Source organism: Neptunomonas phycophila, assembly GCF_001922575.1.
Lineage (GTDB): Bacteria > Pseudomonadota > Gammaproteobacteria > Pseudomonadales > Balneatricaceae > Neptunomonas > Neptunomonas phycophila.
Window position 1 is genome coordinate 184,289 of sequence record NZ_MRCI01000001.1, and the last position, 25,758, is coordinate 210,046.

Annotated in this window: 20 protein-coding genes; 13 read left to right on the top strand and 7 right to left on the bottom strand. The window is 46.0% G+C overall.

The features are described 5' to 3' along the window. The first annotated feature begins 62 nt into the window (after nucleotides 1-62). From tkt to BS617_RS00900, 8 genes are all read left to right on the top strand, one after another. The gene (tkt, locus tag BS617_RS00865; protein WP_075171042.1) at nucleotides 63-2,057 is read left to right on the top strand and encodes a transketolase; all 1,995 of its coding nucleotides are present in this window, start codon (nucleotides 63-65) and stop codon (nucleotides 2,055-2,057) included. Nucleotides 2,058-2,132: 75 nt separating this feature from the next. Further along, a complete protein-coding gene (locus BS617_RS00870; protein WP_075171043.1) occupies nucleotides 2,133-3,149 on the top strand; it encodes a type I glyceraldehyde-3-phosphate dehydrogenase in 1,017 nt (338 codons plus the stop codon). 38 nt (nucleotides 3,150-3,187) lie between these two features. Then, nucleotides 3,188-4,354, top strand: coding sequence for a phosphoglycerate kinase (locus tag BS617_RS00875; protein WP_075171044.1), 1,167 nt, complete (start codon nucleotides 3,188-3,190; stop codon nucleotides 4,352-4,354). 41 nt (nucleotides 4,355-4,395) lie between these two features. Further along, nucleotides 4,396-5,460: a class II fructose-bisphosphate aldolase gene (fba, locus tag BS617_RS00880; protein ID WP_075171045.1), complete on the top strand. Its 1,065-nt coding sequence runs from the start codon at nucleotides 4,396-4,398 to the stop codon at nucleotides 5,458-5,460. 270 nt (nucleotides 5,461-5,730) lie between these two features. Further along, a complete protein-coding gene (locus tag BS617_RS00885) occupies nucleotides 5,731-6,117 on the top strand; it encodes a putative pterin-binding protein (RefSeq protein WP_170870305.1) in 387 nt (128 codons plus the stop codon). A gap of 3 nt (nucleotides 6,118-6,120) precedes the next feature. Then, nucleotides 6,121-8,043, top strand: a complete 1,923-nt coding sequence (locus BS617_RS00890) for a putative bifunctional diguanylate cyclase/phosphodiesterase (RefSeq protein ID WP_075171046.1) — start codon at nucleotides 6,121-6,123, stop codon at nucleotides 8,041-8,043. 101 nt (nucleotides 8,044-8,144) lie between these two features. Continuing rightward, nucleotides 8,145-8,567 carry a YidB family protein gene (locus tag BS617_RS00895; protein ID WP_075171047.1) on the top strand — a complete coding sequence of 141 codons (423 nt, stop codon included), beginning with the start codon at nucleotides 8,145-8,147 and terminating at the stop codon, nucleotides 8,565-8,567. Nucleotides 8,568-8,806: 239 nt separating this feature from the next. Beyond that, the gene (locus BS617_RS00900; RefSeq protein ID WP_075171048.1) at nucleotides 8,807-9,412 is read left to right on the top strand and encodes a YitT family protein; all 606 of its coding nucleotides are present in this window, start codon (nucleotides 8,807-8,809) and stop codon (nucleotides 9,410-9,412) included. Nucleotides 9,413-9,490: 78 nt separating this feature from the next. Here the strand turns inward: BS617_RS00900 and BS617_RS00905 are convergent, their stop codons facing one another. After that, complete coding sequence (locus BS617_RS00905) at nucleotides 9,491-9,700, bottom strand: cold-shock protein (protein ID WP_246283346.1); 210 nt, start codon at nucleotides 9,698-9,700, stop codon at nucleotides 9,491-9,493. Between the two features lie 244 nt (nucleotides 9,701-9,944). After that, on the bottom strand, nucleotides 9,945-10,793 hold the full coding sequence (locus tag BS617_RS00910; RefSeq protein WP_075171049.1) for an NAD-dependent protein deacetylase: 849 nt from the start codon (nucleotides 10,791-10,793) through the stop codon (nucleotides 9,945-9,947). 47 nt (nucleotides 10,794-10,840) lie between these two features. Here BS617_RS00910 and BS617_RS00915 point away from each other — a divergent pair, with 47 nt between their 5' ends. Next, on the top strand, nucleotides 10,841-11,308 hold the full coding sequence (locus BS617_RS00915; protein WP_139303124.1) for a DUF6942 family protein: 468 nt from the start codon (nucleotides 10,841-10,843) through the stop codon (nucleotides 11,306-11,308). On the opposite strand, the gene BS617_RS00920 is transcribed toward BS617_RS00915, so the two are convergent. Next, entirely contained in the window at nucleotides 11,305-13,140 is a 1,836-nt protein-coding gene (locus tag BS617_RS00920) for a cation:proton antiporter (RefSeq protein WP_075171051.1), read from the bottom strand. The genes BS617_RS00915 and BS617_RS00920 overlap by 4 nt on opposite strands. A 200-nt stretch (nucleotides 13,141-13,340) precedes the next feature. On the opposite strand from BS617_RS00920, the gene BS617_RS00925 reads away from it, so the two are divergent. Further along, nucleotides 13,341-14,507: a DUF481 domain-containing protein gene (locus BS617_RS00925; RefSeq protein WP_075171052.1), complete on the top strand. Its 1,167-nt coding sequence runs from the start codon at nucleotides 13,341-13,343 to the stop codon at nucleotides 14,505-14,507. 103 nt (nucleotides 14,508-14,610) lie between these two features. Here the strand turns inward: BS617_RS00925 and BS617_RS00930 are convergent, their stop codons facing one another. Next, nucleotides 14,611-15,441, bottom strand: coding sequence for a LysR family transcriptional regulator (locus BS617_RS00930; RefSeq protein ID WP_075171053.1), 831 nt, complete (start codon nucleotides 15,439-15,441; stop codon nucleotides 14,611-14,613). A 120-nt stretch (nucleotides 15,442-15,561) separates the two neighbouring features. Here BS617_RS00930 and BS617_RS00935 point away from each other — a divergent pair, with 120 nt between their 5' ends. Together BS617_RS00935 and BS617_RS00940 are read left to right on the top strand one after the other, a co-directional pair. Continuing rightward, complete coding sequence (locus tag BS617_RS00935) at nucleotides 15,562-16,179, top strand: RNA polymerase sigma factor (protein WP_075171054.1); 618 nt, start codon at nucleotides 15,562-15,564, stop codon at nucleotides 16,177-16,179. A gap of 184 nt (nucleotides 16,180-16,363) precedes the next feature. Further along, nucleotides 16,364-17,389, top strand: coding sequence for a succinylglutamate desuccinylase/aspartoacylase family protein (locus BS617_RS00940; RefSeq protein ID WP_075171055.1), 1,026 nt, complete (start codon nucleotides 16,364-16,366; stop codon nucleotides 17,387-17,389). Between the two features lie 75 nt (nucleotides 17,390-17,464). On the opposite strand, the gene BS617_RS00945 is transcribed toward BS617_RS00940, so the two are convergent. Together BS617_RS00945 and BS617_RS00950 are read right to left on the bottom strand one after the other, a co-directional pair. Continuing rightward, on the bottom strand, nucleotides 17,465-19,642 hold the full coding sequence (locus BS617_RS00945) for a malate synthase G (RefSeq protein WP_075171056.1): 2,178 nt from the start codon (nucleotides 19,640-19,642) through the stop codon (nucleotides 17,465-17,467). A 377-nt stretch (nucleotides 19,643-20,019) separates the two neighbouring features. Beyond that, on the bottom strand, nucleotides 20,020-23,214 hold the full coding sequence (locus tag BS617_RS00950) for a mechanosensitive ion channel domain-containing protein (protein WP_075171057.1): 3,195 nt from the start codon (nucleotides 23,212-23,214) through the stop codon (nucleotides 20,020-20,022). Between the two features lie 149 nt (nucleotides 23,215-23,363). On the opposite strand from BS617_RS00950, the gene BS617_RS00955 reads away from it, so the two are divergent. Then, complete coding sequence (locus BS617_RS00955; RefSeq protein ID WP_075171058.1) at nucleotides 23,364-24,356, top strand: alpha/beta hydrolase; 993 nt, start codon at nucleotides 23,364-23,366, stop codon at nucleotides 24,354-24,356. A 110-nt stretch (nucleotides 24,357-24,466) separates the two neighbouring features. On the opposite strand, the gene serA is transcribed toward BS617_RS00955, so the two are convergent. Then, nucleotides 24,467-25,699 carry a phosphoglycerate dehydrogenase gene (serA, locus tag BS617_RS00960; protein ID WP_075171059.1) on the bottom strand — a complete coding sequence of 411 codons (1,233 nt, stop codon included), beginning with the start codon at nucleotides 25,697-25,699 and terminating at the stop codon, nucleotides 24,467-24,469. Nucleotides 25,700-25,758 lie beyond the last annotated feature (59 nt).

Consider the following 25,758-nt stretch of genomic DNA (forward strand, 5'->3'; position numbering starts at 1 on the left):
ATTACGACCTGTTTTTTTGCTTCATCCCTACAAAAAACCGGGTTATCCCAGGAGTTTATTGAATGTCGTCTCGCAGAGAACTGGCTAATGCAATCCGTGCGCTAAGCATGGATGCCGTTCAGAAAGCTAAATCAGGCCACCCAGGCGCGCCTATGGGCATGGCGGACATCGCCGAAGTGCTTTGGAATGATTTCATGAAGCACAACCCTGCTAATACGCAGTGGTTTGACCGCGACCGCTTTATTTTGTCGAATGGTCATGGATCCATGTTGATCTACTCATTGCTACACCTGACCGGCTATGATGTGTCTATCGACGACCTTAAAAACTTTCGCCAGTTACATTCAAAAACAGCAGGCCACCCTGAATACGGCTACTGCCCAGGTGTTGAAACCACGACAGGCCCTCTCGGGCAGGGCATCACCAATGCGGTGGGTTTTGCCGTAGCTGAAAAGACGCTAGCGGCGCAATTTAACCGTGAAGGCCACAACATTGTTGATCATCATACCTATGCATTCATGGGTGATGGCTGCATGATGGAAGGCATCTCTCATGAAGCATGCTCACTGGCCGGTACTTTGGGTCTGGGTAAACTGATTGTCTTCTGGGATGACAACGGTATTTCTATCGATGGTGAAGTCGAAGGATGGTACACCGACGATAACGTGAAGCGTTTCGAGTCTTACGGATGGCAGGTTATCCCTGGTGTCGATGGCCACGATGCAGACCAAATCCGTGAAGCGATTCTTGCCGCTCAAGAGAACACCGCGCAGCCAACGTTAATTTGTTGTAAAACAGTCATTGGCTTTGGTTCTCCAAATAAAGAAGGTAAAGAAGATTGCCATGGCGCTCCGCTAGGTGATGATGAAATCGCGTTGACACGTGAGCGTTTAGGCTGGACTCATCCAGCATTCGAAATCCCAGAAGATATTTACGCGGATTGGAATGCTGTTGAGGCGGGTACCCACGCGGAAAATGATTGGAATGAGCGTTTGGCGTCATACCGCAATGAGTACCCTGAGTTGGCGGCAGAGTTCTTACGTCGAATCTCTGGCGAATTGCCGGCTGATTTTTCTGACAAAGCTGATGCTTACATTGCCGATGTTGTTGCCAAAGGCGAAACCATTGCATCGCGCAAAGCCTCTCAAAATGCATTGAATGCGTATGGTCCTTTATTGCCTGAGTTATTGGGTGGTTCTGCCGATCTGGCTGGCTCTAACTTAACGTTATGGTCGGGCGCTAAAGGGATCAGTGCTGATGATGCGTCAGGTAACTACCTGTTTTATGGTGTACGCGAATTTGGTATGTCGGCCATTATGAACGGTATTGCGCTGCATGGCGGATTTATTCCTTATGGTGCAACCTTCCTTGTATTCATGGAATATGCTCGTAATGCACTACGCATGGCTGCTTTAATGAAGCAACGTGCCATCCATGTATACACGCATGACTCGATTGGCCTGGGGGAAGATGGTCCAACACACCAGCCTATCGAGCAAGTTGCAAATTTACGCACCACGCCAAACATGAGCTGCTGGCGCCCTGCTGATGCCGTAGAGTCTGCGGTTGCTTGGAAAGCGGCCATTGAACGAGCTGACGGTCCTACGGCGATGATCTTCTCTCGTCAAGGTTTAGCACATCAAACACGTACTGATGAGCAAATTCAGAACATCAAACGTGGCGGTTATATCTTAAAAGATACAGACGGACAGCCAGACGCTATTGTAATAGCGACAGGTTCAGAAGTGGGGCTAGCCATGGATTCTGCTCAAGCGTTAGCTGCCGAAGGTATTAAGGTTCGTGTCGTCTCTATGCCAGAGACAACTCTGTTCGCTTCTCAGGATGCTGAATATCGCGAATCTGTTTTACCCGCCGCCGTTAAAGCGCGAGTAGCGGTTGAAGCGTTGCATGCTGACTACTGGTATAAATTTGTGGGCTTAGATGGCGCTGTGGTAGGTATGACTACCTTTGGTGAGTCGGCTCCAGCCGGTGATCTGTTCAAACATTTTGGCTTTACTGTCGAGAATGTCGTCAACACGGTTAAGTCAGTACTTTAACTGTCATAGCATAGGCCGGGTTAACCCGGCCTAATTTGTTATAAGTTCTTTATTTGTTTTAGGTAATAGGCAGCGATGAGTTACCGGGTAGCCATTAATGGTTATGGACGTGTTGGTCAGTGTGTGCTGCGGGCTATCTATCAACAAGGTCTAAATAAGACGTTACAGGTTGTTGCATTAAACGAACTGTCAGATATTGATACGGTCACCTACCTAACGCGCTATGATACCACGCATGGTCGATTTCCATTTCCGGTTGAGCATGACGAAACACATCTGTTAATTGATGAAGATGCGATACTTGTGCTGAATCAGCCAGATGCTTCCTTGCTGCCTTGGAAGGCGCTGGATGTTGACCTGGTAATCGAGTGTTCGGGTTCTTTCAGTGATCGAGCAACGGCTGAACAGCATTTGCAAGCAGGAGCAAGTAAGTTACTGTTTTCTCAACCTGCCAAGCCTGATGTGGATGCGACGATCGTCTATGGCCTAAACCATCAAGATTTAACGGCGCAGATGCAGATTGTTTCAGCGGCATCCTGTACCACAAACTGTGTTATTCCGGTCTTACATTTGCTAAATGAAGCCTTTGGTATTACCCAAGGAGTAACGACCACGATTCATTCAGCAATGAATGATCAACCGGTGATTGATAGTTATCACCAAACTGATTTGCGCCTGACGCGAAGCGCTATGCAGTCCATTATTCCTGTTGATACCGGTTTGAGCCGCGGTATTGACCGATTATTGCCAGAGCTGGCCGGACGCTTCGAGTGCTTACATCTGCGTGTGCCTACCATTAATGTCTCTGTCATGGATATGAGTATTAATGTAGCCAAAGGCACTGATGCCGCGGAAGTGAATAAGCTACTCAAGAACGCCTCCGAACAGCAATTTAGAGGTCTTTTGGGGTATACCGAAGAGCCGCATGCTTCGGTAGACTTTAATCATGATCCTCGCTCGGCAGTAGTCGATGGCACCCAAACACGGGTGAGTGGCGAAACGCTCATTAAGTTATTGTGCTGGTTTGATAACGAATGGGGTTTTGCTAACAGAATGTTGGATGTTGCTGTTGATTGGCTAAAGGCGAAGTAGTTTTCTTTTAATTTATAAAAATGAAGTAGGACAGCCTCATGAGTGTATTGAAGATGACTGATCTGGATCTGCGCGGTAAACGCGTACTGATCCGTGAAGACCTCAATGTTCCTGTTAAGGATGGACAGGTCACCTCAGATGCCCGTATTCGCGCATCTCTACCAACAATCGAATTTGCCTTGAAAGCGGGCGCTAAGGTGATGGTTATGTCTCACCTAGGCCGTCCAACTGAGGGTGAATATGAAGAGCAATACTCATTAGCGCCTGTTGCTGCGCATATAGAAAAACTGCTTTCTAGATCAGTACCTTTAATTAAAGATTGGTTGGCAGGTGGGTTTGAAGTAGCAGAAGGCGATCTCGTTTTATTAGAAAACGTTCGTTTCAATACCGGTGAGAAGAAAGACAATGAAGCACTGTCGCAACAAATGGCTGCGCTGTGTGATGTATATGTAATGGACGCCTTTGGAACGGCCCATCGCGCTCAGGCATCCACGCATGGTGTGGCGCGTTTTGCACCGATTGCTTGCGCAGGTCCGTTGTTGGCCAATGAGCTAGAAGCATTGGGTAAAGCGTTGGATAAACCTACACCACCTCTGGCGGCAATTGTTGGTGGTTCAAAAGTTTCAACCAAGCTAGAAGTGTTAAATGCACTGTCTGATAAAGTTGACCAACTGATTGTTGGTGGAGGCATCGCTAACACGTTCTTGGCCGCCGCAGGCAAACCTGTGGGTAAGTCGCTATGCGAACATGATTTAATTCCAGTAGCGCAAGAGCTGATGAAGCGGGTAAACATTCCGTTGCCAGTTGATGTTGTGGTTGCTACGGAGTTTTCGGAATCAGCAACAGCAACGGTTAAGGCTGTCGACGACGTAGCTGAAAATGATATGATTTTGGATATAGGTCCGGAATCCGCTGCTAACTTAGCGGCCCTACTAAAGGATGCCGGTACTATTATTTGGAACGGCCCAGTGGGTGTGTTTGAATTTGATCAATTTGGTGAAGGAACGAAAACCTTAGCCTTAGCTATTGCTGAAAGTGAAGGCTTTTCTATTGCGGGTGGCGGTGATACGTTAGCCGCTGTGGATAAGTATAACATTGCTGATCAAGTGTCTTATATCTCAACGGGAGGCGGTGCCTTCCTTGAGTTTGTAGAGGGTAAAGTATTGCCAGCAGTAGCGATTCTGGAAACCCGTGCCGCGAGCTAACAGGCCAGGCTAACAACTTTATTAAAGGAAATAGGTGAAACATGGCTCTTATCTCAATGCGTCAGCTGCTCGATCATGCCGCTGAATTTGGATACGGTATCCCTGCGTTTAACGTTAATAACGTAGAGCAAATGCGCGCTATTATGGAAGCGGCATCTAAAACTGACTCTCCTGTGATAGTGCAAGCATCAGCCGGTGCGCGCAAATATGCGGGCTCTAATTTTTTGCGCCATATGATCTTGGCCGCAATTGACGAGTTCCCTCATGTGCCTGTCTGTATGCATCAGGATCACGGTACCTCGCCTTCGATCTGCCAGCGTTCAATCGCTATGGGCTTTTCATCAGTGATGATGGATGGATCGTTAATGAGTGACGGCAAAACGCCTTCTAGCTATGAGTACAACGTTGATGTAACTCGTCGTACGGTAGAAATGGCACATGCCTGTGGTGTTTCTGTGGAAGGTGAACTAGGTTGCTTAGGCTCTTTAGAAACAGGTCAAGCAGGTGAAGAAGACGGAGTAGGTGCTGAAGGCACGCTGTCTCATGATCAGATGCTGACTGATCCAGACGAAGCTGCTGACTTCGTGACAAAAACGGGTGTTGATGCATTGGCAATCGCTTGTGGTACTTCACATGGTGCATACAAGTTTACGCGTCCGCCTACAGGCGATATCTTGGCGATTGATCGTATTAAGGCTATCCATCAGCGTATACCAGAAACTCACCTAGTCATGCATGGCTCGTCCTCTGTGCCGCAAGAGTGGCTCAAGATCATTAATGAGTTTGGTGGTGAAATTCCTGAGACTTACGGCGTGCCTGTTGAGCAAATCGTTGAAGGTATTAAGTTTGGTGTGCGTAAGGTAAATATCGATACAGATTTACGTTTAGCATCGACGGGCGCTATTCGTCAATTCCTGGCAGAAAATCCATCCGAATTTGACCCGCGTAAATACCTGAAGAAAACTATCGAAGCGATGAGTGATATCTGTATTGATCGTTACGAGGCGTTTGGTGCTGCAGGTCACGCGTCTAAGATTAAAGCCATCGCGCTAGAGGATATGGCTGTTAAATATGAGACAGGTGCTTTAGACGTAAAAGTTTTGTAAACACTTGTTTTAATTGTTAAATATATCAAACCACCTTCGGGTGGTTTTTTATGGGTTTGTGGCGGTGTATGAACATCTGGTCTACGCTTTATTATGTAGATTCTCAACCTAAAAAGACTATTGTGTATGTTTATGCGCCCTATGCGAACCCTTGTGTCCTCTTGCTTGATTTGCTTATTAGTTAGCCTTACTTTTGTGGCTCAGGCCGATATCCAAAGGCCTTCCGAGCGCGTGATATTGAGTATTTCTGGCTTAATTGAAGAAACAAATATGCTCGGTTCACCCGATCCAGTTGTTGAATTTGATATGGCAATGTTACAAGAACTGCCTTCTCAACATATAACCACCTACACTTCTTGGACGAACGGAACGCCGGTTTTTAAAGGGGTGCTTTTAACTGACTTGTTGGACAAAGTAAAAGCTCAGGGACAAAAAATCCGCGTCACTGCTTTAAATATGTATTCAGCTGATATCGACGTCAAAACGTTGGAGCAGTTTCCTATTATTTTAGCCTACGCGATGGATGGCGAAGCAATGTCTATTAGGGATAAAGGGCCGTTGTGGGTCATCTATCCAGTGAAAGAGTTTCCTGAGTTGGACCAGCCTAAGCATGTATCGAGTATGGTGTGGCAAGTTAACAGTATAGTGGTCTTCTAGCCCATGCTATCTCGTCCATGGCGCTACACCTTGTTAATCATGATGGTTGTCATCAGCGCGGCAAGCGTATTCGTGAGTTTTCAGCGCCATGCCGAGGCTACACGTATTTTGTCGGAAGATATAAAAACATCTTCTTGGGCTGCCGCTCAACTAGAAATTGATTATTTACATTTTCAGCATAACTTGGCGATGTATTCAGAAAAACTGGTGAGTAAAGAGGATATGTTGCTCACGTTCGATTTGCTGTGGTCGCGAGTCAATATTCTCAGCATAGGTAAAGAAACGCTTCAGTTCAGACAGCTTGAAGGCAGTCAAAAACTGCTGACTGACTTGAAAGGGCTGCTGCACGACGCCGAACCTACATTAGTGAGTAATGAGCAAGTATCCCCTGAGCAAGCTCGGCAAATACGTGATGGCTTCGCCCGTTTGTTTCCCAGTATTCGACTGTTGCATGTGCAAAGTTATAACGGCTCTGAGCGTATGGCAGGGATTGATAAGGCACATTTATTGGAGTTGGATACCCAATACTTTATGTTAGGCCTATTGGGCAGCGGTGCATTCCTTGTCTTTATGATCTTTCGTGAAAGTTCTAAAAATCGGCATCTTGCTATGCACGATGCGTTAACTCGCTTACCCAACCGGGTTTACTTTAAGCGATCTCTTGAAGCCGCAGCCCAGGATGCAGATAAATCCGGCCTTTCGGTAGCTGTGCATATTGTAGATTTAAACAATTTTAAAGAAATTAACGATGTGTATGGTCATGCTGTGGGCGATGCTTTTTTAATTAAAGTAGCTGAGCGCTTACAAGGCCTTGCCCAAGGAAAAAACCGGGCTGCGCGTTTAGGTGGGGATGAGTTTGCACTAATACAAGGGGGCATAGAAGGGCGTAATGAGGCTGAGCAAAGGGCATGGCAGATTTGTGAGGTCATAACAGAACCACTCATGATTCAAGACATCGTGTTTTATCCCCGAGCGAGTGTAGGGGTCAGCCTGTACCCTGATGATGATGGAAATATTACGCAAACACAGCTCAATGCCGATGTAGCGATGTATCAAGCCAAGAGTGAGCAAGGGATGAGTTATCGCTTTTTTGATGCTCAAATGAACGAGGATTTAAAGCGCCGTAAGCAATTAGCCGATGCGTTAGAGAAGGCAATTAACAACAACCAACTTAACCTGCTCTACCAGCCGATCTTCAACATGACCTCCGGCAAGATGGTAGGAGTGGAGGCGTTAGTGCGTTGGCATAGTGAAGAATTTGGCACGATTTCACCTGAAGAAATAGTCACCACATCTGAACAAGCCGGGTTGGCTAATATTTTTAATCACTGGGTGTTAACAACCGCGTGTAAACAGGCCGTTGCTTGGCACGCGATGGAATATTTTGTTGCTGTAAGTGTCAATATATCGCCATCAATGTACACCGACCATGATTTGGTCTCAATGGTTGAGGAAGTGCTCGAAAGCACTCAATTACAGAGCCAATATCTCATGTTGGAAGTAACAGAAGATACCACTATGCAGGATATAGAAAGCTCTCCACATATATTACGTGGATTAAGTTCGCTGGGGGTATCACTGGCATTAGACGATTTCGGAACAGGCTATTCATCGTTAAGCCATTTGAAATCATTACCCGTACAGCGCTTAAAAATTGATAAAAGCTTTATTCAGGACTTATTTGATAGCCCATCTGACTTGCGCTTTATTACCACCATTTTGCAGTTGGCCGAGAGCTTAGGTTTAAATGTGGTCGCAGAGGGTATAGAGCTTGATAAGCAGCGTATCGCGTTGATTAGTCAAGGGTGTGTTTTAGGGCAAGGCTATTTGTTCTCTCGTCCTGTCAGCGCCGATTCGATTACACAGCTGTTAATTCATCAGTCTAGTTGCGTTGATAAGTTGCAGGGTGTGGTGTCCAATATGTAGCTTTTATTCGGTTGAAGACGTTTACTAACGAAAGCTGTTAATAGATGATTCATGCAATAGAGTTACTCTAAAGCAACAATTTGAATCAATGGGGAATGGTAATGGATCTAGTTAAAATGGCAACGCAACTCTTTTTGAACAAACTCGGTACATCGGCGGGTGGTTTAGATCCAGATATGGTTTCTAATGCGTTATCATCTTTGTTAGGTGGCGGGAATGGTGATCTGAACTTGAGCGATTTGATCTCAAAAGTATCTGGCAGTGGTTTAGGTGCGCTGGCACAGTCTTGGTTGGGCGATGGCCAAAATGACAGCTTTTCGATCAGTGATGTTTTATCCGTTTTAGGTGAATCTAATGTTGCTGAATTCTCTAACCAAATTGGTGTTCCAGAGCAAGAAACAGCGGGTGCTTTGTCCGATATGATCCCTGAATTAATCGATCAGAACAGCTCTGCAGGTGGTTTGTTGGAATCGGTAGGCGGCGTGGGTGGTTTAGCCGGGTTGGCCTCTAGCTTTTTCAAGTAAGAACACGTAGTTTTATCAAGCAGCACATTTTGTGGGCAATTTATTTGATTGCTCACTATAATGGTGCTGCTTTTGTCGTTTTAGGCGGCAAAATATGACCTTTTTTAAGCATGAATCTTGCTTAGAAAAGGTATAGCTATTCAGGCTGTAAATGGATCACCTATGTCTTCACAAGAGACGGTGAATGTTAACAACCAGTGTGCAACCACAAGTTTCATACTGTATTGAGGTGTACTACCATGTATACGACCCACTGTTGGCTCTCAATTCTTGAGGGCTGTCTACTCGTGGCTTTAGGTATTCATATACTAAACGCGAGCGATTTACTTATCAGCGGCACGGCTGGTGCTGGTATGATTTTACGCCAACTGACCGATCTTTCGTTCGGTGCTATTTTTTTCCTATTGAATATCCCTTTTTACGTGCTGGCGCTGCGCTATATGGGTACTGAATTTACAGTTCGGACCTTCTGTAGCATTAGTTTGTTGTCAGTTATGACTGAGCTAATGCAACGCTACTTGCAGCTAACGGTAGATCCGATTTTTGCAGCGATTTTAGGTGGACTGCTCATAGGCTTCGGACTGATTATTCTATTTAGGCATCATGCTTCGTTAGGTGGGCTCAATATACTAGCGATGTATTTAGAGCGGCGTTTTGGTATTCACCCAGGAAGAACAACGATTGTAGGAGATATGTTTATAGCTATCGCTGCATTATGGGTGTTTGAGCCACAGCAGGTTGCTGTTTCCATGGTGGCGTTCGCAGTGATGAGCTCTGTGGTGGGCCGTTATCATAAGCCGCCGCAATGGACGCGTGAGCAAGGGTTGGGATTGGCTAAAGCGTAGCTGCCTTGAGCATACGCTTCAGCCAAAATAAAAGCAGGCTCAAATGAGCCTGCTTTCGAGGAATCAGAGCAGACTCGCTTACAGCGGAGTTACTTCATCAGCCTGTGGGCCTTTCTGTCCTTGAACTTCAACGAAGGTGACAGCTTGACCTTCAGCCAAAGTACGACGACCCTGACCAATGATTGAACGGAAGTGTACGAACAAATCTGAACCGCCTTCGCGCTGGATGAATCCGTAACCTTTTTCGTCGTTGAACCATTTAACGGTTCCGTTTTGTGTTTCTGACACGGTAACAATACTCAATGTAAAATTTAAAGATTTAGCCACAGGATGTACATCCATGTAACTCGAGCACTGTGAATGGGGAGCAAGAGAGCGAGATGGAGCAGGTAAGCTTAGAAAGGTAACCACTTCAAACGCATAAAACTTGATCTCTAAACACAGATCAGTTTCGAGTGTATCTCCTTGATCTAGGTAACGCAAATAACTTTGGCCGATAAAATGTAAAAAAGCTGGCTTTTTGAAAAGTAAGCTAAAATGCCCTACAAGCCTCTAAAACTGGGCTTATTACTGAATCGAGTTTTAGCGTGGCGATCGAATCGGCTCGTGTAATACCTTGGTTTAATAAAGCGATAGGTTTTTTTGCCTCGTGCGCTCGTTTACAAAATCGAAATCCTGAATACACCATTAGGGAAGACCCTATAACCAGTAAAGCGTCAGACTGAGCTAAGTGATTCAGTGCTGTTTCGACGCGCTCTTTAGGGACATTATCGCCGTAAAAAACGACATCAGGTTTGAGTAAGCCGCCACACGATGGACAATCGGGTATCACAAAGTCTTCGAAAGGGACGTCCTCTAAGTCAGCATCTCCATCGGGTGCCGCTGTAGCGGTCAGAGCCGCGAACGAGGGGTTGAGTTCGGCCATCCAGAGATGGGCTTTATCTCGGCTGAGTGTTTTCTGGCATTGCATGCAAATGACACGATCGGAACGGCCATGTAAATCAATGACATTCTTTAAGCCTGCTTGTTGGTGCAAACCATCAACGTTTTGCGTCACTAAGCTTTGAACCTGTCCCGCGTTTTCTAATGAGACAAGCCAATGGTGTGCTGTATTGGCGATTGCATCCCGCATAATAGGCCAGCCGATTAAGCTTCGTGCCCAAAAGCGTTGGCGGGTATAGATCTTGTTTATAAAGTCGTGGTGTTGCACCGGAGGTTGACGCTTCCATTGGGAGTGTTTATCTCGATAGTCAGGGATGCCTGAATCTGTCGAAATACCTGCCCCTGTCAAAATAAACAAGCGGGGATGCTGAGCGATAAAATGATCTAACCGTTCTGCTGTTTCTTGTGGGGTTAAACGGGTCTCTTGTGTAGTAGCCATCAGTTGTACCGCTTGCTCGCATGTTATTATTGGTCAGTAGGGTTGTTATGTTAAACGAACAAGGAGCCACGGTGTTAGGTCATCTATCTCATATATTGCTTTATCTCCCCAATCCACCCAACTTGTCGAATGGAGACGACGCCGTGAGCATAATCCAAGCAAACGGTAACCATTGGCGAAAAATCCTTAGTATTTACGCCAAGCTGGTCGTTAAAGAGGGGCGGTGGCAGGACTACCGGGATGGTGACTTGCTGAGGGAGCAGGCGATCAGCTTTCATGACACACTCATATCGCCTAACACGGGCGAGTATTGCGTGCATTGGGTGGCGGGTAAAGCAAGCTGGGAGCGCTTGGGGATTAGTTTAACTGGCTTTACGGCACTCGACGCTGAGGAGCGCGCTTGGTACAAAGGAAATATTTTACTGACACCCTACCCAGATTATCGTCAATTTCCTAATCGGCTGATAGAAGAGATCAGAGTGTGGCTAGCACACCCTGACCGGGCTGTCGGTTAAGCGCTTTGTTTTTCAGCAGGAGGCTCTGATTTTTTGGCCCCTTTGTCGATAGACATCACCGTCCAACCGGCTTTGATTACCGGAACTTTCTCAGACGATATAATCCTAAGCCAGCCTTCAGGTGTAACTGCCATGAGCAAACTTCGCTGGGCCTGATGCTCGGTGCGCCAGCGCTCAAGCGTGTAATCGCTCGTAATCAACGTAGCCCGTATGCTGGCTCCCTGGCTAATCAGGCTTGATAGTTTCTGGAAGCTAAACTCATCTTCGCCAAAGCCGCTAGGCTGGAAGCGGCTTGATACTTGATGGCGAGCGGAGCTTTTATTGCGAGGCGCCTCGGATTTAACGGAATAAACAAAGCGATCTTCAAACTCTTCTCTAAAGTGTAAGGCTGAGAGCATGTTGATATCACGTTGTGGCGTAATGGCTAATACTTGGCCGTAGCCCCCCAGTTCTAACTTTTGATTGACGCTGCTTGATAGCGGATTACCGTGCAAAGTATTAAGGCCAAGCATACGGGCCTCGCTAATATTCTCCCAACTTGGATCAATGAGAATTGAGGGGATATTCTGCTTCTTTAAAGCCTCGGCTAAGCAGCGAGCAATTTTATTAGCTCCCACAATAACAATGCCGCGAGATTCCGGTTCTGTGACGCCTAAGCGAAGTGCAACAAAGCGAGCGGTAGCACTCTGGAATACAACGGTGCCTATAATAACTGAGAAGGTTAATGCCGTGAGCGTGCTGGCCCCTTCATAGCCAATTTCCTCTAAGCGTAGAGCAAAAAGAGCCGAAACGGCAGCGGCTACAATACCGCGAGGCCCTACCCATGCAATAAGCGCACGCTCTTGCCATTTTAGGTCGGTGCCTATACTGCATAAGAAAACAGAAATAGGGCGCACAACGAATTGGATAACAGCAAGTAATAAGAGTGCGGGTAAGCCAAGTGATAAAAGTTGATCTAAATCTAAACGAGCCGCAAGCAAAATAAACAGGCCGGAAATCAGTAAAACGGTCAGCTGTTCCTTAAAGGCTAGCACTTCTTCAAGATTGAGCCCCTTAACATTGGCTAACCATATGCCCATCACGGTCACCGCGAGCAAGCCTGATTCGTGAGCAAGGTGATTGGATAGGGTAAAGGCCACCACCACTAATGCCAGCGTGCCAAAAGTATGCAAGTACTCTGGTAGCCAATGACGTTTCATAACAAAAGCGAGAATGACCGCCGCGCCAGCACCTAACAATGTCCCCACTAACGTGACTTCAAAGAATAGGATAATAGTTTGTGTAATTTGGCCATTAAATTGTTGGCTTGAAATTAGCCACTGATAGACCAGAACCGCCAACAGTGCGCCGACAGGATCGATCACGATACCTTCCCAGCGTAGCACGTTGGTAATTCGGCTGGTGGCTCGTAAAGTGCGAAGCATCGGCACAATAACGGTAGGGCCTGTTACTACAACGAGTGCGCCGAACAGGGCGGATAATTCCATGTTGAGATCAAAGATCAGATGTGTAGCCCATGAAATTAACACCCACGTGATTAAAGCCCCCCATGTCACTAAGCGCCGAACAATAGTGCTTATTTCTTTTGTTTGATCAAAGTGGAGCGTTAAGCTGCCTTCAAACAAAATAATGGCTACAGATAAAGAAACTAAGGGGAACAGCAAGCTACCAAAGAGCTCGTCCGGATCAAGCACGTGTGTAACGGGACCCAGCATGATTCCGGTAAGTAATAAAAACAGAATAGCGGGGAGCTTAAATCGCCATGCCACCCATTGGCACCCTAAGCTGAATAGGGCAATCAGTGCGAGTAATGAAGCGTCTGTTAATTCCATAGTGTCGTCCGTAGCTAGCCAAGAGTGAGAGCACTCTACTGTGAGTCTTATTAAAAATCAGCCTTTTCAGATAAAGTGTCAAAATAAAAAAATATTTTAGTGAGTCTGTGACTTTCACTATCTCTGCCTAAGTCTAAGTGAATAAGAAGCCGGGAATTTTTCCGGAATCGTCTATGTGACTTTCTTTAGGAGAAGGCAAAATGAAAGTGAATAAACTGGCAAGCATCATCGCAACAATCTCTGTAGGTGGCAGTGTAGCAGCAGCGCAAGCTGAGCCAGTTACGCTGTTTGATTACACTGAGGCAACCTCTGCTTATGAAGATGCTTACATCAACGGCCAATTCAATGTTCAAGATGGTAACCAAGATCAGTCTAGCTACAATTTAGACCTTGATGTGGAATATGATCGGGTTTTTTCTTCGCCAGATCAAAATACAAAGATTGAGTTTGATGGCGAAACCTCGCGTGAGCGTGGGCCTAACGAAGGTGATAAGACAGACTCGTATTATCAAGCAACGGGCGCTGTAACTTCGGATCAGTATTTCCAACCAGGCAGCAATGCCGGTTTTTGGTACGGTAAGGGTGAAGTCGGCATTCAAAAAGATATGGAAGACCCTTACACCAAGCTGACCTTAGGTGTGGGTTACGGCCGAGTAGTTAATGCTACTCCTATGGCTACAGCCATTCGTTTAGTAGAAGCATTACAAGAGCGCGGCATTTTGCAAACTACGCCATCTAAGGCGACTTACAATAAAGTGGCTAATGTTATTGCGCGTGAAGATGAGTACCGCAGCAAGTATGGCGCGGCTGACTACGAAATGACTTGGATACAGGACATTGAAAATGCCTTGGGTAGCGAGCTAACAACCAAAGGTGCTATTAAGTCGTATGATGTATTAACTAATGAGCGTATCTCTACACGTAAGCACGGTTGGTTAGTGCGTGCAGGTGTGGGGGCAATTATAAGTGATTACGATGGCTCGGATAGTAAACCAGCGTTGGAATTAGGTGCAGAATATCATTACCCACTGAGTAACCGTACACAGTTCTCTAATGAAGCATTAATTACAACAACGTTAGATGATGGCGACAATAGCTACCATGCAAGTAACGATATGTCGTTGACTTATGAAGTGAGTGATCGCGTGGACTGGGAAAACACATGGGGTATTGATTATGCCGCGTACGATAATGCCAATGATACAACGACGAATATTTTGAGCTCAACTTATCGTTATTACTTATCGAATGAACTGAGCTTTACAGTAACCGGACGTCTGACAAACGTAGAAGACGAAATCCGTAACAACGGAAACGATCGCGTAGATCGTGCTGTACTGATGGGATTAACTTACCGTTTGAAGTAGTACACGCCCCTAAACAGCTCATCTCCCCTGCATAAGCCCCTCACTGAGGGGCTTTTTTATGGCTGGTCTGACAAGGGGGCTCGGATGATCAGTCGGCGCTGACTTAATAAAGTGAAAGTACTTGTTTGATAAGATTTAAATGAGGGCTGCGTACAGGGTATACCGCATACATTGGGTGCTTTATAACAGGCGCCTCCTTCACGACATGCAACTGCTTTGTCTCTATTTCCTGCTCAATAGCCGATAAAGGTAGATAAGCACTACCCCCTAATGCTTGTAAGAAAGCGATGGCCATTTTAGCCGTCCCCAAGCGGGTATGCGGTTCAGCTATATCTGGAAAGAGCCGGCGGTGGGTCAGCATATGGGATAAGCCCCAATCGACCATCAAGTAGTGATCACCAAGGGCGTCATCTAAGGAAATGTTGGGTGTTGAGGCAACCAGCATCAACTCTAGGTCGCCGACTTGTTGGAGGGTAAGCACATCTAATTGCGCCGGTTCTAACATGAAGGCAATATCCAGTACGCCATCTAACAACCGACGAGTCAGTACTTCAGGTGTATGTGATTCCGCGATTAAAGCAATCTCAGGGTGATGGCTACGAATTTGATGTAGCCAAGGCTGTAGCATTACATCCCATAACCTCAGGCTTCCCCCCAGTGATAATTGGGATTGAGCGCCGCCTGCTGTTACGTCTTGTCGGGCTTTACGCCAATTTGCCAAGAGTAATTCGGCATGGCGGACTAACCTATTACCTTCGGGCGTTAAGCGTATATCCCTTTTGTATCGGTCAAAGAGTTGAACATCAAGTTGTGTTTCTAGCAACTTGATGCGGGCACTGACGGCCGCTTGCGTTAGGTAAAGAGCTTCGGCGGCACGGCCAAAGTTGCGAAGACGCGCTACTTCAAGAAATGTTCTTAGTAATTCCAGATCCATGAGTCCGTACCTAACATTAATAATAAAATATTTTTTAAAAAAGAATAAAAATTTATAGTTATTTTTATTATTAGTGATTATCTATATTTCCCCCTCCACAACAAGCCCGGAGGGTGAAATATGAAAAATAATGTACATCACAGCTCTGTGTTCGATTTGAATGATGAGCAAGTTGTTGAGTTAATTAAAGCGGGTCATGAACATTCAGAGACATTGTTTGGTGAGCTAGTGCGTCGTCATAAGGGAGCTTTGCTGAATCGTTGTCGCAATCGGTTAGGTAACTATGATGATGCAGAAGATGTTGTTCAGGAAACACTAGTGAGAGGCTATCGGGCATTAAGTCGTTTTAACGGTGATTCAAATTTCCGTACATGGTTAATCGCTATTGCCGATAACCAGTGTTACACGCTGACCAAGAAAGAGTCGCGATATACAGATTGCGACCATATAAATGAGCTAATCGAATTAGCCGAACTCAACCAAAAGTTAGAGGCGGAAGCGGCAGATGCAACGGACTATGTTCAGGACACTTTGACACGCTTGCCGGATGCTGTGCGCGATATTTTGCATCTACGCTTTCATGCTGAGTTACCCATCACCAGTATTAGCGAGCGGCTAGGTTTAAGTTTGAGTGCAACGAAAATGCGTTTGTATCGAGCTCAAGAAATGTTCGAAAAGCTGTATCCTGTAAAAGCAGCCTTTTTGAGTAACAACGCCACTCTGTCTATGGCGAGCTGATAATTAGGTGAGGTTCTTGTGTTCAGTAAGGCAGACTAAAAATATAATGAATGATGCAAGCCGGTCACCAGTTAGAAAGGTAAAGGGATTGGCACGATACGGCGAGCTGCGTTTGTGAAAATAATGGGTTGGCAAATGTCTGCTGTTAAACCGACATGGACATTAGAAAAAGGATTATAAGGGCATGCGTAAAAGCTTTGAAATAGCCGGTATTACTGTTGCTCCGGGAAGTCGAACAGTGGTTGACCTTCCGATGCCAAAGCAAAGTAATCATTCCAACATGAATATGCCTTTGCATGTGGTACATGGACGCCGCAATGGCCCTGTGTTGTTTATCAGTGCGGCCATTCATGGGGATGAGTTAAATGGAATTGAGGTCATACGACGTGTTTTAGCTCATAAGTCCATCGCGAAAATTGTTGGCACTTTAATCGCAATCCCTGTGGTGAACAGTTACGGATTAATACAGCAAAGTCGTTATTTGCCAGATCGCCGGGATTTAAATCGTTCATTCCCAGGGTCGCAGAAAGGCTCTTTGGCTGCTCGATTAGCTCATTTATTTGTAGAAGAGGTGGTGTCTAAGTGTACACACGGTATCGATTTGCATACTGGCGCAGTACATCGCAGTAACTTACCTCAAATTCGTGCCGATTTAGATGACGATGAAACCCGCAAGCTTGCAGAGAGCTTTGGTGTACCTGTGTTGTTAAATGCTTCTTTAAGAGATGGTTCTTTGCGAGGCGCCTGTAAAGAATATGGCATTCCTGTTTTACTTTATGAGGCGGGCGAAGCGCTGCGTTATGATGAATCGTCTATCAGAGCTGGTGTTACCGGCGTGATGAACGTGATGCGCACACTGGGTATGCTCCCTGCTTCGCGGCGTAAAGGTCGTGCTTACGAACCTTATATAGCCCGCAAAAGTGTATGGGTTCGTGCCACTGAAAGCGGCATGATGCGCATGATAGTCTCGCAAGGTGAACATGTCGCTAAAGGCGAGTTGTTAGGTTATATCGACGATCCTTACAGTGGTGGGCAGCATGCGGTAAACGCAACACACGAAGGTGTTGTCATTGGTCGGTTAGAGTTGCCCATGGTGCATGAAGGTGATGCGGTTGTGCACATAGCCTGCTTTGAAGACAGTGTGAGTGATGTCGCTGATGAAGTGGAGTCGTTTCAGATAGACTATACCGAAGACCAAATTGGTGATTAATACTCGCCCATAAAAAAGCCCTCCAACTTAGGGAGGGCTTATCAATCGTATTGACGCGTTCGCTAGTAAGGCGTTTTATTCGCCAAATTTAGCTTTAGCTTCGATACGGCGACGATGTAGGACAGGCTCTGTGTAGCCGTTCGGCTGTTTAGTCCCTTCAAACACAAGCTCGCAAGCTGCTGCAAAGGCAACGCTACCGTCAAAATCAGTAGCCATGGCTCGGTATGTAGGGTCGTTTGCATTTTGAGCATCGACGACGCTTGCCATGCGTTTTAAGGTTTCCATCACTTGTGCTTCAGAGCAAATACCATGATGTAACCAATTGGCAATATGCTGGCTAGAAATACGCAGTGTTGCACGGTCTTCCATTAATCCAACATTGTTAATGTCGGGCACTTTCGAGCAACCAATACCGCCATCAACCCAACGAACTACGTAACCCAACAGGCCTTGCGCATTGTTATCCAGTTCTTGCTGAATCTCCTCGGCGCTCCAGTTAGGGTTGGACGCGACAGGAATTGTCAAAATGTCATCAAGGTTAGCACGAGGGCGTTCTTTGATCGTTTTTTGCAATTCGAAGACATCGATCTGGTGGTAGTGCATGGCATGCAAGGTTGCCGCTGTTGGGGATGGAACCCATGCTGTGTTAGCGCCGGATTTAGGATGTGCTACCTTGGCGGCCAGCATGTTGGTCATCTGGTCGGGAATGGCCCACATACCTTTACCAATTTGAGCTTTGCCGCTCAAACCGCAATTAAGACCGTTATCAACATTCCAGTCTTCATAAGCACTGATCCATTTGGCGCCTTTCATATCACCTTTGCGGATCATAGGGCCTGCTTCCATGGAGGTATGGATCTCATCACCGGTGCGGTCTAGGAAGCCAGTGTTGATAAATACAACGCGTTCTTTAGCAGCGCGGATGCACTCTTTTAAGTTCACGGTAGTGCGGCGTTCCTCGTCCATGATACCCATTTTTAGGGTAAAACGATCGAGCTGCAAGCCGTCTTCAACACGTGCAAACAGTTCATTTGCGAAGGCGACTTCTTCTGGACCATGCATTTTCGGCTTAACGATATACATAGAGCCTGTTGTCGTGTTGCGGAATTTGCCCAAGCCTTTCATGTCGTGAAGGGCGATCAACGTAGTCACCATGGCATCCATGATACCTTCGGGGACTTCGTTGCCTTCGCTGTCGATGATGGCGCTGTTTGTCATGAGGTGACCTACATTACGGACAAACATCAAGCTGCGGCCTTTGAGTACGACGTCGGAACCATCAATACCCGTATAAACACGGTCGGGATTCATCACTCGGGTAAAGGTTTTTCCGCCTTTAGAGACTTCTTCTGACAGATCTCCTTTCATCAGACCAAGCCAGTTGCGGTAGATGATTGTTTTATCGGCCGCATCAACAGCGGCAACGGAGTCTTCGCAGTCCATGATGGTAGTTAATGCAGACTCCATCACAATGTCTTTCACGCCGGCGGCGTCATCTTTACCGATAAGGTGGCTACGATCGATCTGCACTTCAAAGTGCAGTCCGTTGTTTTTAAATAAAATCCCTGTTGGGTTATCCGCCTCACCCGTGAAGCCTATTAGCTTTTCAGGATGCGCCAACGTGGTTTGAGAGCCATCACGTAAGCTAACGACCAAAGCGCCTTCTGCAATACTATAACCAGTTGAATCTTTATGTGATCCACTTGCTAGGGGAGCGGATTGATCCAAGAAGTTACGGGCAAAAGCGATCGTTTTTGCGCCACGCACGGGGTTGTAGGTTTTGCCTGCTTCGGCTCCGCCATCGTTAGAGATAGCATCAGTCCCGTAAAGAGCATCGTATAAGCTACCCCAACGCGCATTAGCGGCGTTGAGAGCAAAGCGAGCATTCATCACAGGAACAACGAGCTGAGGACCGGCCATCGTTGCCATTTCAGGGTCAACATCGGTCGTCTCGGCTACAAAATCATCGCCTTCCGGCAGTAAATAGTCGATCTCGGTTAAAAAAGCTTTGTAAGCATTAAGATCGAATGCCTGACCTTTACGGTCGAGGTGCCACTGATCAATTTGCGCCTGGATATGGTCGCGTTTGGCTAATAGCTCGCGGTTACGAGGTGCCAGATCGTGGATGATTGAATCCATTGCAGCCCAAAAAGTATCGGAAGATAAACCGGTTCCTGGGATGGCTTCATCAGTAATAAAATTATAAAGACCTTCAGCGACTTGTAGGCCGCCAGTCTGTACCCTTTGACTCATAGTAGTAATGCCTCATTGTCATTGTTTCCAGCCCGGAGCGAGGCAACCATGACCGGTAGTTAATGTCGTGCACAGATATACGCCGTGATAGGCAAAGATTGTGCAATGCAAAAATACCCTAAATATGAACCATCTGTCCTCCCTGTCAAGCCTAAAGTATGAGGCGGATTAGCTAAAAGATGACACATGAGCTGGCACTAAAGGTGAAGGTTATCTACTAAAAATGCTGTGTGGACAGCCTGTAAGCAGATGTTTGTGAGGCGCTAAAGTCTTAAACCGCTTCGCAATAGTTACCGGCTCTCATACGAGCCGGTAACTGTGTTTTTTGAAATACAAGGGCGCCTTTTTTGCTCTTGCTTAATGAGGTCATTAATAAACTATGACTTCTTTTTTGGCGCTCGGTGTAAATGGACATCCATTTGCGGGAAGGCGATTTCAATACCGTTCTCTTTAAAACGTTGATCAATCGCTTGGTTGATTTCATGTGTTACTTCTAATCGGTCGCTTAAGCTGTTTACAAAGATCCGCAATTCAAAATCTAATGTGCTTGCACCAAATGTTAAGAAAAAGGCATTGGGTGCTGGGTCGTCTAATACGCGTGGATGCTCATTGGCTACCTCAAGCAGTAGTTTGTGGGCTAACTTAGTATCGGAACCATAAGCAACGCCCACTAGGATGACTACACGCGTGATTGGGTCTGTAAGCGACCAGTTAATGAGTTGGTCCGTTACAAAGGTCTTGTTGGGAATAATGACTTCTTTACGATCAAAATCAGTAATCGTTGTTGCGCGTATCTGGATTCGGCTCACGGTGCCAGAAATACCTCCGACGGTGACCATATCGCCAATACGCATTGGTTTTTCAAATAAGATAATGATACCCGAGACAAAGTTAGCAACAATTTCTTGAAGACCAAAGCCTAGCCCGACACCTAGTGCGGCAATTAACCACTGCAGTTTAGACCATTCAAGGCCAAGCTGAGATGCTCCGACCATGATACTAACGACAATCAAAATGTATTTAGTGACGCTGGTAATCGCGTAAGAGGTGCCTGGCGCTAAGGTAATGTGTCGTAAAACAAGCAGCTCAAGCAGCCCCGGCAAATTGTAAGCCGCTAATACACACAAGCTAATAAGCACTAAGCTAAAGAGCAGATTCTTGAGTGTAATCGCCTGCGAAATAATGCTCCCCGCCGAATCGACATCGCCACCCCATAAAACGATTTGGTCAAGCATATCGAGCGTAGGAAGAACTGTTTTAATCAACATCCACAATAAAGTTGCAAAGATAATAACCGTGACGGTTTTTAATAAAACACGTGCTTGGTCTGAAAGTGTCTGTACATCTATGTAGTTTTCTTCGAGAGCTGCTATTTCTTCATTTTTTTCTCGTGCTTCGAGTATTTCATTGCGGCGTATTTTAGCGCGCTCGTAGGCTAAGTGGCGCTCTTCAATAAGTAGCCAGCGGTTGCCCAGTTTAAAAATGATAAACGTAGCAGCAATAATTCCGGCTAACACTAATAGGATTAGCATGGTAATGGTGCCGGAAAAGACATAACCAAATAGAGCAACGCCGATGCCCAGTAGGTGGATAACCACTAAGCTGGATAGCCAGAATTGAGCACGTTTCCACCAAACCTCACCGTTTAAAAAAGTATCAATGTGTGGGGCTAAACGTAACATCGCTAACCAGAAAATAGCCACGAGCGTTGCTAACGAGATGAAGGCTAAGCGCCCAATACCAGACTGCAGGGTGTTTGAGTTTGACTGGTCAGTAACCAGCAGTAACAGCACCAGTGGCATACCTAGCCAAAAAAGTGGGTGTATAAAAGCGCGTAAACTTTTGCATAGCTTGACTGGCATAGCGAAGTGGCCAGCTAACAAGCCATGCGGTGTTCGAAGCCAAGCGTGGATGATGAGATATATCCATAACCCCATACTGAGCACATTGGTCAGCTGGATAAGTGCATCGTTTGGCCATGCCTCGGCATTTAGAATCTCGTGGCCTATAAAATAAATGGCGGTCGGCAAAGGCAGCGACGTAACGATAGGCATCCACACCATATTGAAAGAGTGGATAAATTTATCTTTTACTACATGTCCAATAGCGTTTGCCCACTCTGGTGCTCTGCGGCGATAAAGCCGCACGGTCACAATAGACAGTAAGACAACGCCAAGCCATAAGGCGATTTTAGGGATCCAGTTAGCGGAGTGTTGTATCAGTGGGATTGTTTTGTATGGGGTGATGATGTCCACCAACGGACCCACACCGTTAATGATCTCAGCGGGCCAATCGGGGGTTACCGGTTGGATACTGGGGATCCATAGCAAATGTTGTGAAATTAGTTCCCGTCCTAGGCGTACTTGGTTATTAATTTGCTCCTGAATAGTCAGCAGTTGTGAGAGCTCATTAATGGCCTCACTGCTTGCATCATTAATGCGGGTTAGCAGCGTTTTTTTGTTGTCGATTAACGCATCGGCCTGTTGTTGCAGCCCTTGCGATAAATCCGGTAGTTGCTGTTCGCGTTCAAGACTAAACAGCTGGCGGCTAATATTAAGGTTTAATAAGCGTAGTTCATTGATGCCATCTTTAGTCTCGCTTGTAGATATAGGCTGAGAAAGACGTCGGGTAAATGTGCGCAGCTCAATCCCCAAGGGCTGATTACTCAGCTCTAATTCTTGCTGGATAGTACTATAGCTTTGGCTCACTATCGTTAATTCAGACTCTAGGCTACTACGTTGCTGTCTTGCTTGTGAGCTTTGTTGTTGTACCTTTTTTAATTGTTCCCCCAAAGTCTGGTTATCTTTCAGCAAGGAGGCAATGACAGGAGATTGTGTGCTGTCTTTTGAGTTAGAGAGCTTTTCGAGTGCCTCTTCGGTTTCACTTTGTCGCTTGCTTTGTATGATCTCTTGTAACGCTTCAATGAGGCTGTTTTGCTCCTTAATTTGCTGCTTAAGGAGGTCAAGTCTAGCTTGATCAAGGTTATTTCGGTTTGGTTGATGCAGTATTTGTAATTGAATGTATTGGATTTGGGCGCTGCGTTGGGCAAATTGCGCTTCGGCTAAATCATTATTGTTTTCTGCTAGTTGTACGCTCGTCTGTTTTAACTGCGTTAATTGTTCGCGCAACTTGATAAGGTACTGATCACTTTGATTAATAGTATTTTGTAATTGCTCTTGTTGTTGCTCAAGCTCTAATTGCTTAGCTTGCTCTAATGTTTGGCGCTGTTCTAGGTTGCTAATGCTTTGTTGCATTAAGCTAGCTCGGTCGATACTCGGCGTGCGTTGTTTGAGCGAAGAGGTTAATTGGTTGAGCCGTTCTGTATAGGTCTCTAGCTCTTTACGTAGCTCGGCCGACTCCTTATCAAACGTCGTGGCTTCCTGATAGGCTGTTATAATTTTCTGTAGCCGCTCTCTTTGCTGTTTTACATCGGGGTCGCTATCCTCAGTGGGAAGCTGCTCTAATCGTTGTTGGTTAAGCGCAATATTATCCGCATAATCTGCAAATACTTGAGTGCATAAAGCACTAAGAGAAAACGTTAAGAGGAACAACCAGCGGTTTAAAAGTCTCATACTGTCCTTGACGATAATAATAGCTCTATGGATTGATTGGTGTGGCAACGATAGACACAATTTTTGAGGCTAAGTTTAGTGCGGATATTACCCGCGCCCATACATTTGTTAAAGAATATCCGTAACTAAAGCGTCAGGATGCCAACCTAATGACTCACTTCAATGCTGATGAAATGCGCAGTCAATTACGCGCATTCAACCCTGAAACACCATTTTTAATAGAGGGTGTATGGCAAGAGTACCATGCACTTTATAAGCTTGCCTCTTCAGTGGAGAAGTATCATTACAGTATGGGTATTGAGGTGCTGGATGATACCGAACTAGTTGTTCAGCTGTTTGCTCCCAACGCGGATCTTAAGCGAGCAAAAGGAACCGTTGTACTCATGCATGGTTACATGGACCATGTGGCGCTGTACGGAAAATTGATTAGCCACATAGTAGAACAGGGGTGGGCACTGCTCAGTTATGATTTACCAGGGCATGGTTTGTCGTCGGGTGCCAGCCACGCGATTGGTCGTTTTTCCGAATATGCCGCGCAACTAGAACAGGTGTTGTCGCACCATCCTCAATTAGCATCACCCTTGGTACTGATGGGGCAAAGTACGGGAGGTGCAATCATTCTGGAGCATCATCGTTTGTTTGGTGATGCGGTTGCCTCGGCTGATAATAGTGGCGTTTCAGAACGCTTAGATGTGGCGCATCGTATTTTGTTAGCGCCTTTAATACGACCCAAACAATACCGCGCTATTCAGCTGCAATATCATATCTTTCATTACTTTCTGGATCGTGTGAAGCGCTTTTACACACCTAATTCGCATGATAAAGGTTTTACACGGTTTATACGTGATAAAGACCCATTACAAAAATCATGGGTATCAGTCGACTGGATTGGTGCTATGTTGGAGTGGGTTAAATCCATTGAAACGTGGCGACCTAAGCAAACCGACGTGACTGTTTTCCAAGGGACAGATGATCAAACGGTGGAGTGGGAGCATAACTTAGCGGTTTTGAGTGACATTTATCCTACGATAAACATTCATAGGATCACTGATGCACGGCACAATTTAGCCAATGAAGATGATCAGTGGCGAGTGCCCGTTTTTGAAGAAATCTCTCGTATCCTCGCCGCCGTAAGCCATTGAGCTAATGCTGTCGAGCCTTTAAGGAAACAAAAAAGCAGCTGAGTGAAACGCCCGTCTGGATATATATTCAGAGGGAATCACGCCGCTGCTTTTTTATGAGAGCGTGGTACTTAGAATAAACGGCGGCAACGAATAGTGCCGTTTACCTCGCTCAACTTCTCAAGCGCTACTTCCGAGCAATCAGCATCTACATCAATAACAACGTAACCGACTTTCTCGTTGGTTTGTAGGTATTGGCTAGAGATGTTGATGTTATTCTCAGAAATGATGTTGTTAATTTTAGACAACACGCCTGGAATATTCTGGTGTACGTGCAATAAGCGGTGAACATTTGGGTGCTCAGGCAATGCGACTTCTGGGAAGTTAACAGAGGTAATAGAAGAGCCATTATCACTGTATTTAACCAGTTTTTCGGCTACTTCATAACCAATGTTTTCTTGCGCTTCCATCGTGGATCCGCCCACGTGTGGTGTTAGGATCACATTGTCGAACTCGCGCAGTGGAGAGACGAACTCGTCCTTGTTAGAACGAGGCTCAACAGGGAATACATCAATGGCGGCGCCCAGTAGTTTTTTACTGCGTAAAGCATCGCATAAGTCATCAATAACTACGACAGTGCCGCGAGCTGCGTTAATGAAAATAGAGCCTTCTTTCATTTGCTCAAACTGCTCTTTGCCCATCATATCTTTGGTGGACTTAGTTTCTGGCACATGTAGAGAGATGATATCGCAAGTGCGCAGCAATTCATTGAGGTTTGCCGATTGCTTAGCGTTACCTAATGGCAATTTATTGATCACATCGTGGAAGTAAACTTCCATACCTAACGCTTCTGCAAGTACGCTCAGTTGTGAACCAATGCTGCCGTAGCCCACGATACCGAGTTTTTTGCCGCGGATTTCATAAGAATTTACCGCAGACTTCTGCCATTCGCCACGATGAGCTTTAGCGTTTTTCTCAGCCACGCCTCGCAGTAATAAGATAGCTTCAGCTAATACTAATTCGGCTACAGAGCGTGTGTTTGAATAAGGAGCGTTAAAGACGGCCACACCTTGGCGTGAAGCGGCTTCCAGATCAACTTGGTTCGTGCCAATGCAAAAACAACCGACGGCGACCAGTTTTTGGGCCGCTTCGAAAACCTGCTCCGTAAGCTGAGTACGCGAACGAATACCCACAAAGTGTGCATCAGCGATTCGTTCTAGCAGCTCTTCTTCAGGAAGCGAGCCGGTGTGAAATTCGATGTTGGTGTAACCGTTAGCATTAAGCGTGTCGATAGCGGACTGGTGTACGCCTTCCAACAACAGAATTTTAATTTTGCTCTTATCCAGTGAGGTAATCTTGCTCATCGTCTGTAACTCTTTACTTGGGTTCAGAAATAGGGACTGAGAAAACAGCACATCAGGCT

Excerpts from the sequence above, each read along its gene's own strand:
- tkt (WP_075171042.1), top strand. The coding sequence starts at position 63 with ATGTCGTCTCGCAGAGAACTGGCTAATGCAATCCGTGCGCTAAGCATG.
- BS617_RS00870 (WP_075171043.1), top strand. The coding sequence starts at position 2,133 with ATGAGTTACCGGGTAGCCATTAATGGTTATGGACGTGTTGGTCAGTGT.
- BS617_RS00875 (WP_075171044.1), top strand. The coding sequence starts at position 3,188 with ATGAGTGTATTGAAGATGACTGATCTGGATCTGCGCGGTAAACGCGTA.
- fba (WP_075171045.1), top strand. The coding sequence starts at position 4,396 with ATGGCTCTTATCTCAATGCGTCAGCTGCTCGATCATGCCGCTGAATTT.
- BS617_RS00885 (WP_170870305.1), top strand. The coding sequence starts at position 5,731 with ATGCTCGGTTCACCCGATCCAGTTGTTGAATTTGATATGGCAATGTTA.
- BS617_RS00890 (WP_075171046.1), top strand. The coding sequence starts at position 6,121 with ATGCTATCTCGTCCATGGCGCTACACCTTGTTAATCATGATGGTTGTC.
- BS617_RS00895 (WP_075171047.1), top strand. The coding sequence starts at position 8,145 with ATGGATCTAGTTAAAATGGCAACGCAACTCTTTTTGAACAAACTCGGT.
- BS617_RS00900 (WP_075171048.1), top strand. The coding sequence starts at position 8,807 with ATGTATACGACCCACTGTTGGCTCTCAATTCTTGAGGGCTGTCTACTC.
- BS617_RS00910 (WP_075171049.1), bottom strand. The coding sequence starts at position 10,793 with ATGGCTACTACACAAGAGACCCGTTTAACCCCACAAGAAACAGCAGAA.
- BS617_RS00915 (WP_139303124.1), top strand. The coding sequence starts at position 10,841 with ATGTTAAACGAACAAGGAGCCACGGTGTTAGGTCATCTATCTCATATA.
- BS617_RS00920 (WP_075171051.1), bottom strand. The coding sequence starts at position 13,140 with ATGGAATTAACAGACGCTTCATTACTCGCACTGATTGCCCTATTCAGC.
- BS617_RS00925 (WP_075171052.1), top strand. The coding sequence starts at position 13,341 with ATGAAAGTGAATAAACTGGCAAGCATCATCGCAACAATCTCTGTAGGT.
- BS617_RS00930 (WP_075171053.1), bottom strand. The coding sequence starts at position 15,441 with ATGGATCTGGAATTACTAAGAACATTTCTTGAAGTAGCGCGTCTTCGC.
- BS617_RS00935 (WP_075171054.1), top strand. The coding sequence starts at position 15,562 with ATGAAAAATAATGTACATCACAGCTCTGTGTTCGATTTGAATGATGAG.
- BS617_RS00940 (WP_075171055.1), top strand. The coding sequence starts at position 16,364 with ATGCGTAAAAGCTTTGAAATAGCCGGTATTACTGTTGCTCCGGGAAGT.
- BS617_RS00945 (WP_075171056.1), bottom strand. The coding sequence starts at position 19,642 with ATGAGTCAAAGGGTACAGACTGGCGGCCTACAAGTCGCTGAAGGTCTT.
- BS617_RS00950 (WP_075171057.1), bottom strand. The coding sequence starts at position 23,214 with ATGAGACTTTTAAACCGCTGGTTGTTCCTCTTAACGTTTTCTCTTAGT.
- BS617_RS00955 (WP_075171058.1), top strand. The coding sequence starts at position 23,364 with ATGACTCACTTCAATGCTGATGAAATGCGCAGTCAATTACGCGCATTC.
- serA (WP_075171059.1), bottom strand. The coding sequence starts at position 25,699 with ATGAGCAAGATTACCTCACTGGATAAGAGCAAAATTAAAATTCTGTTG.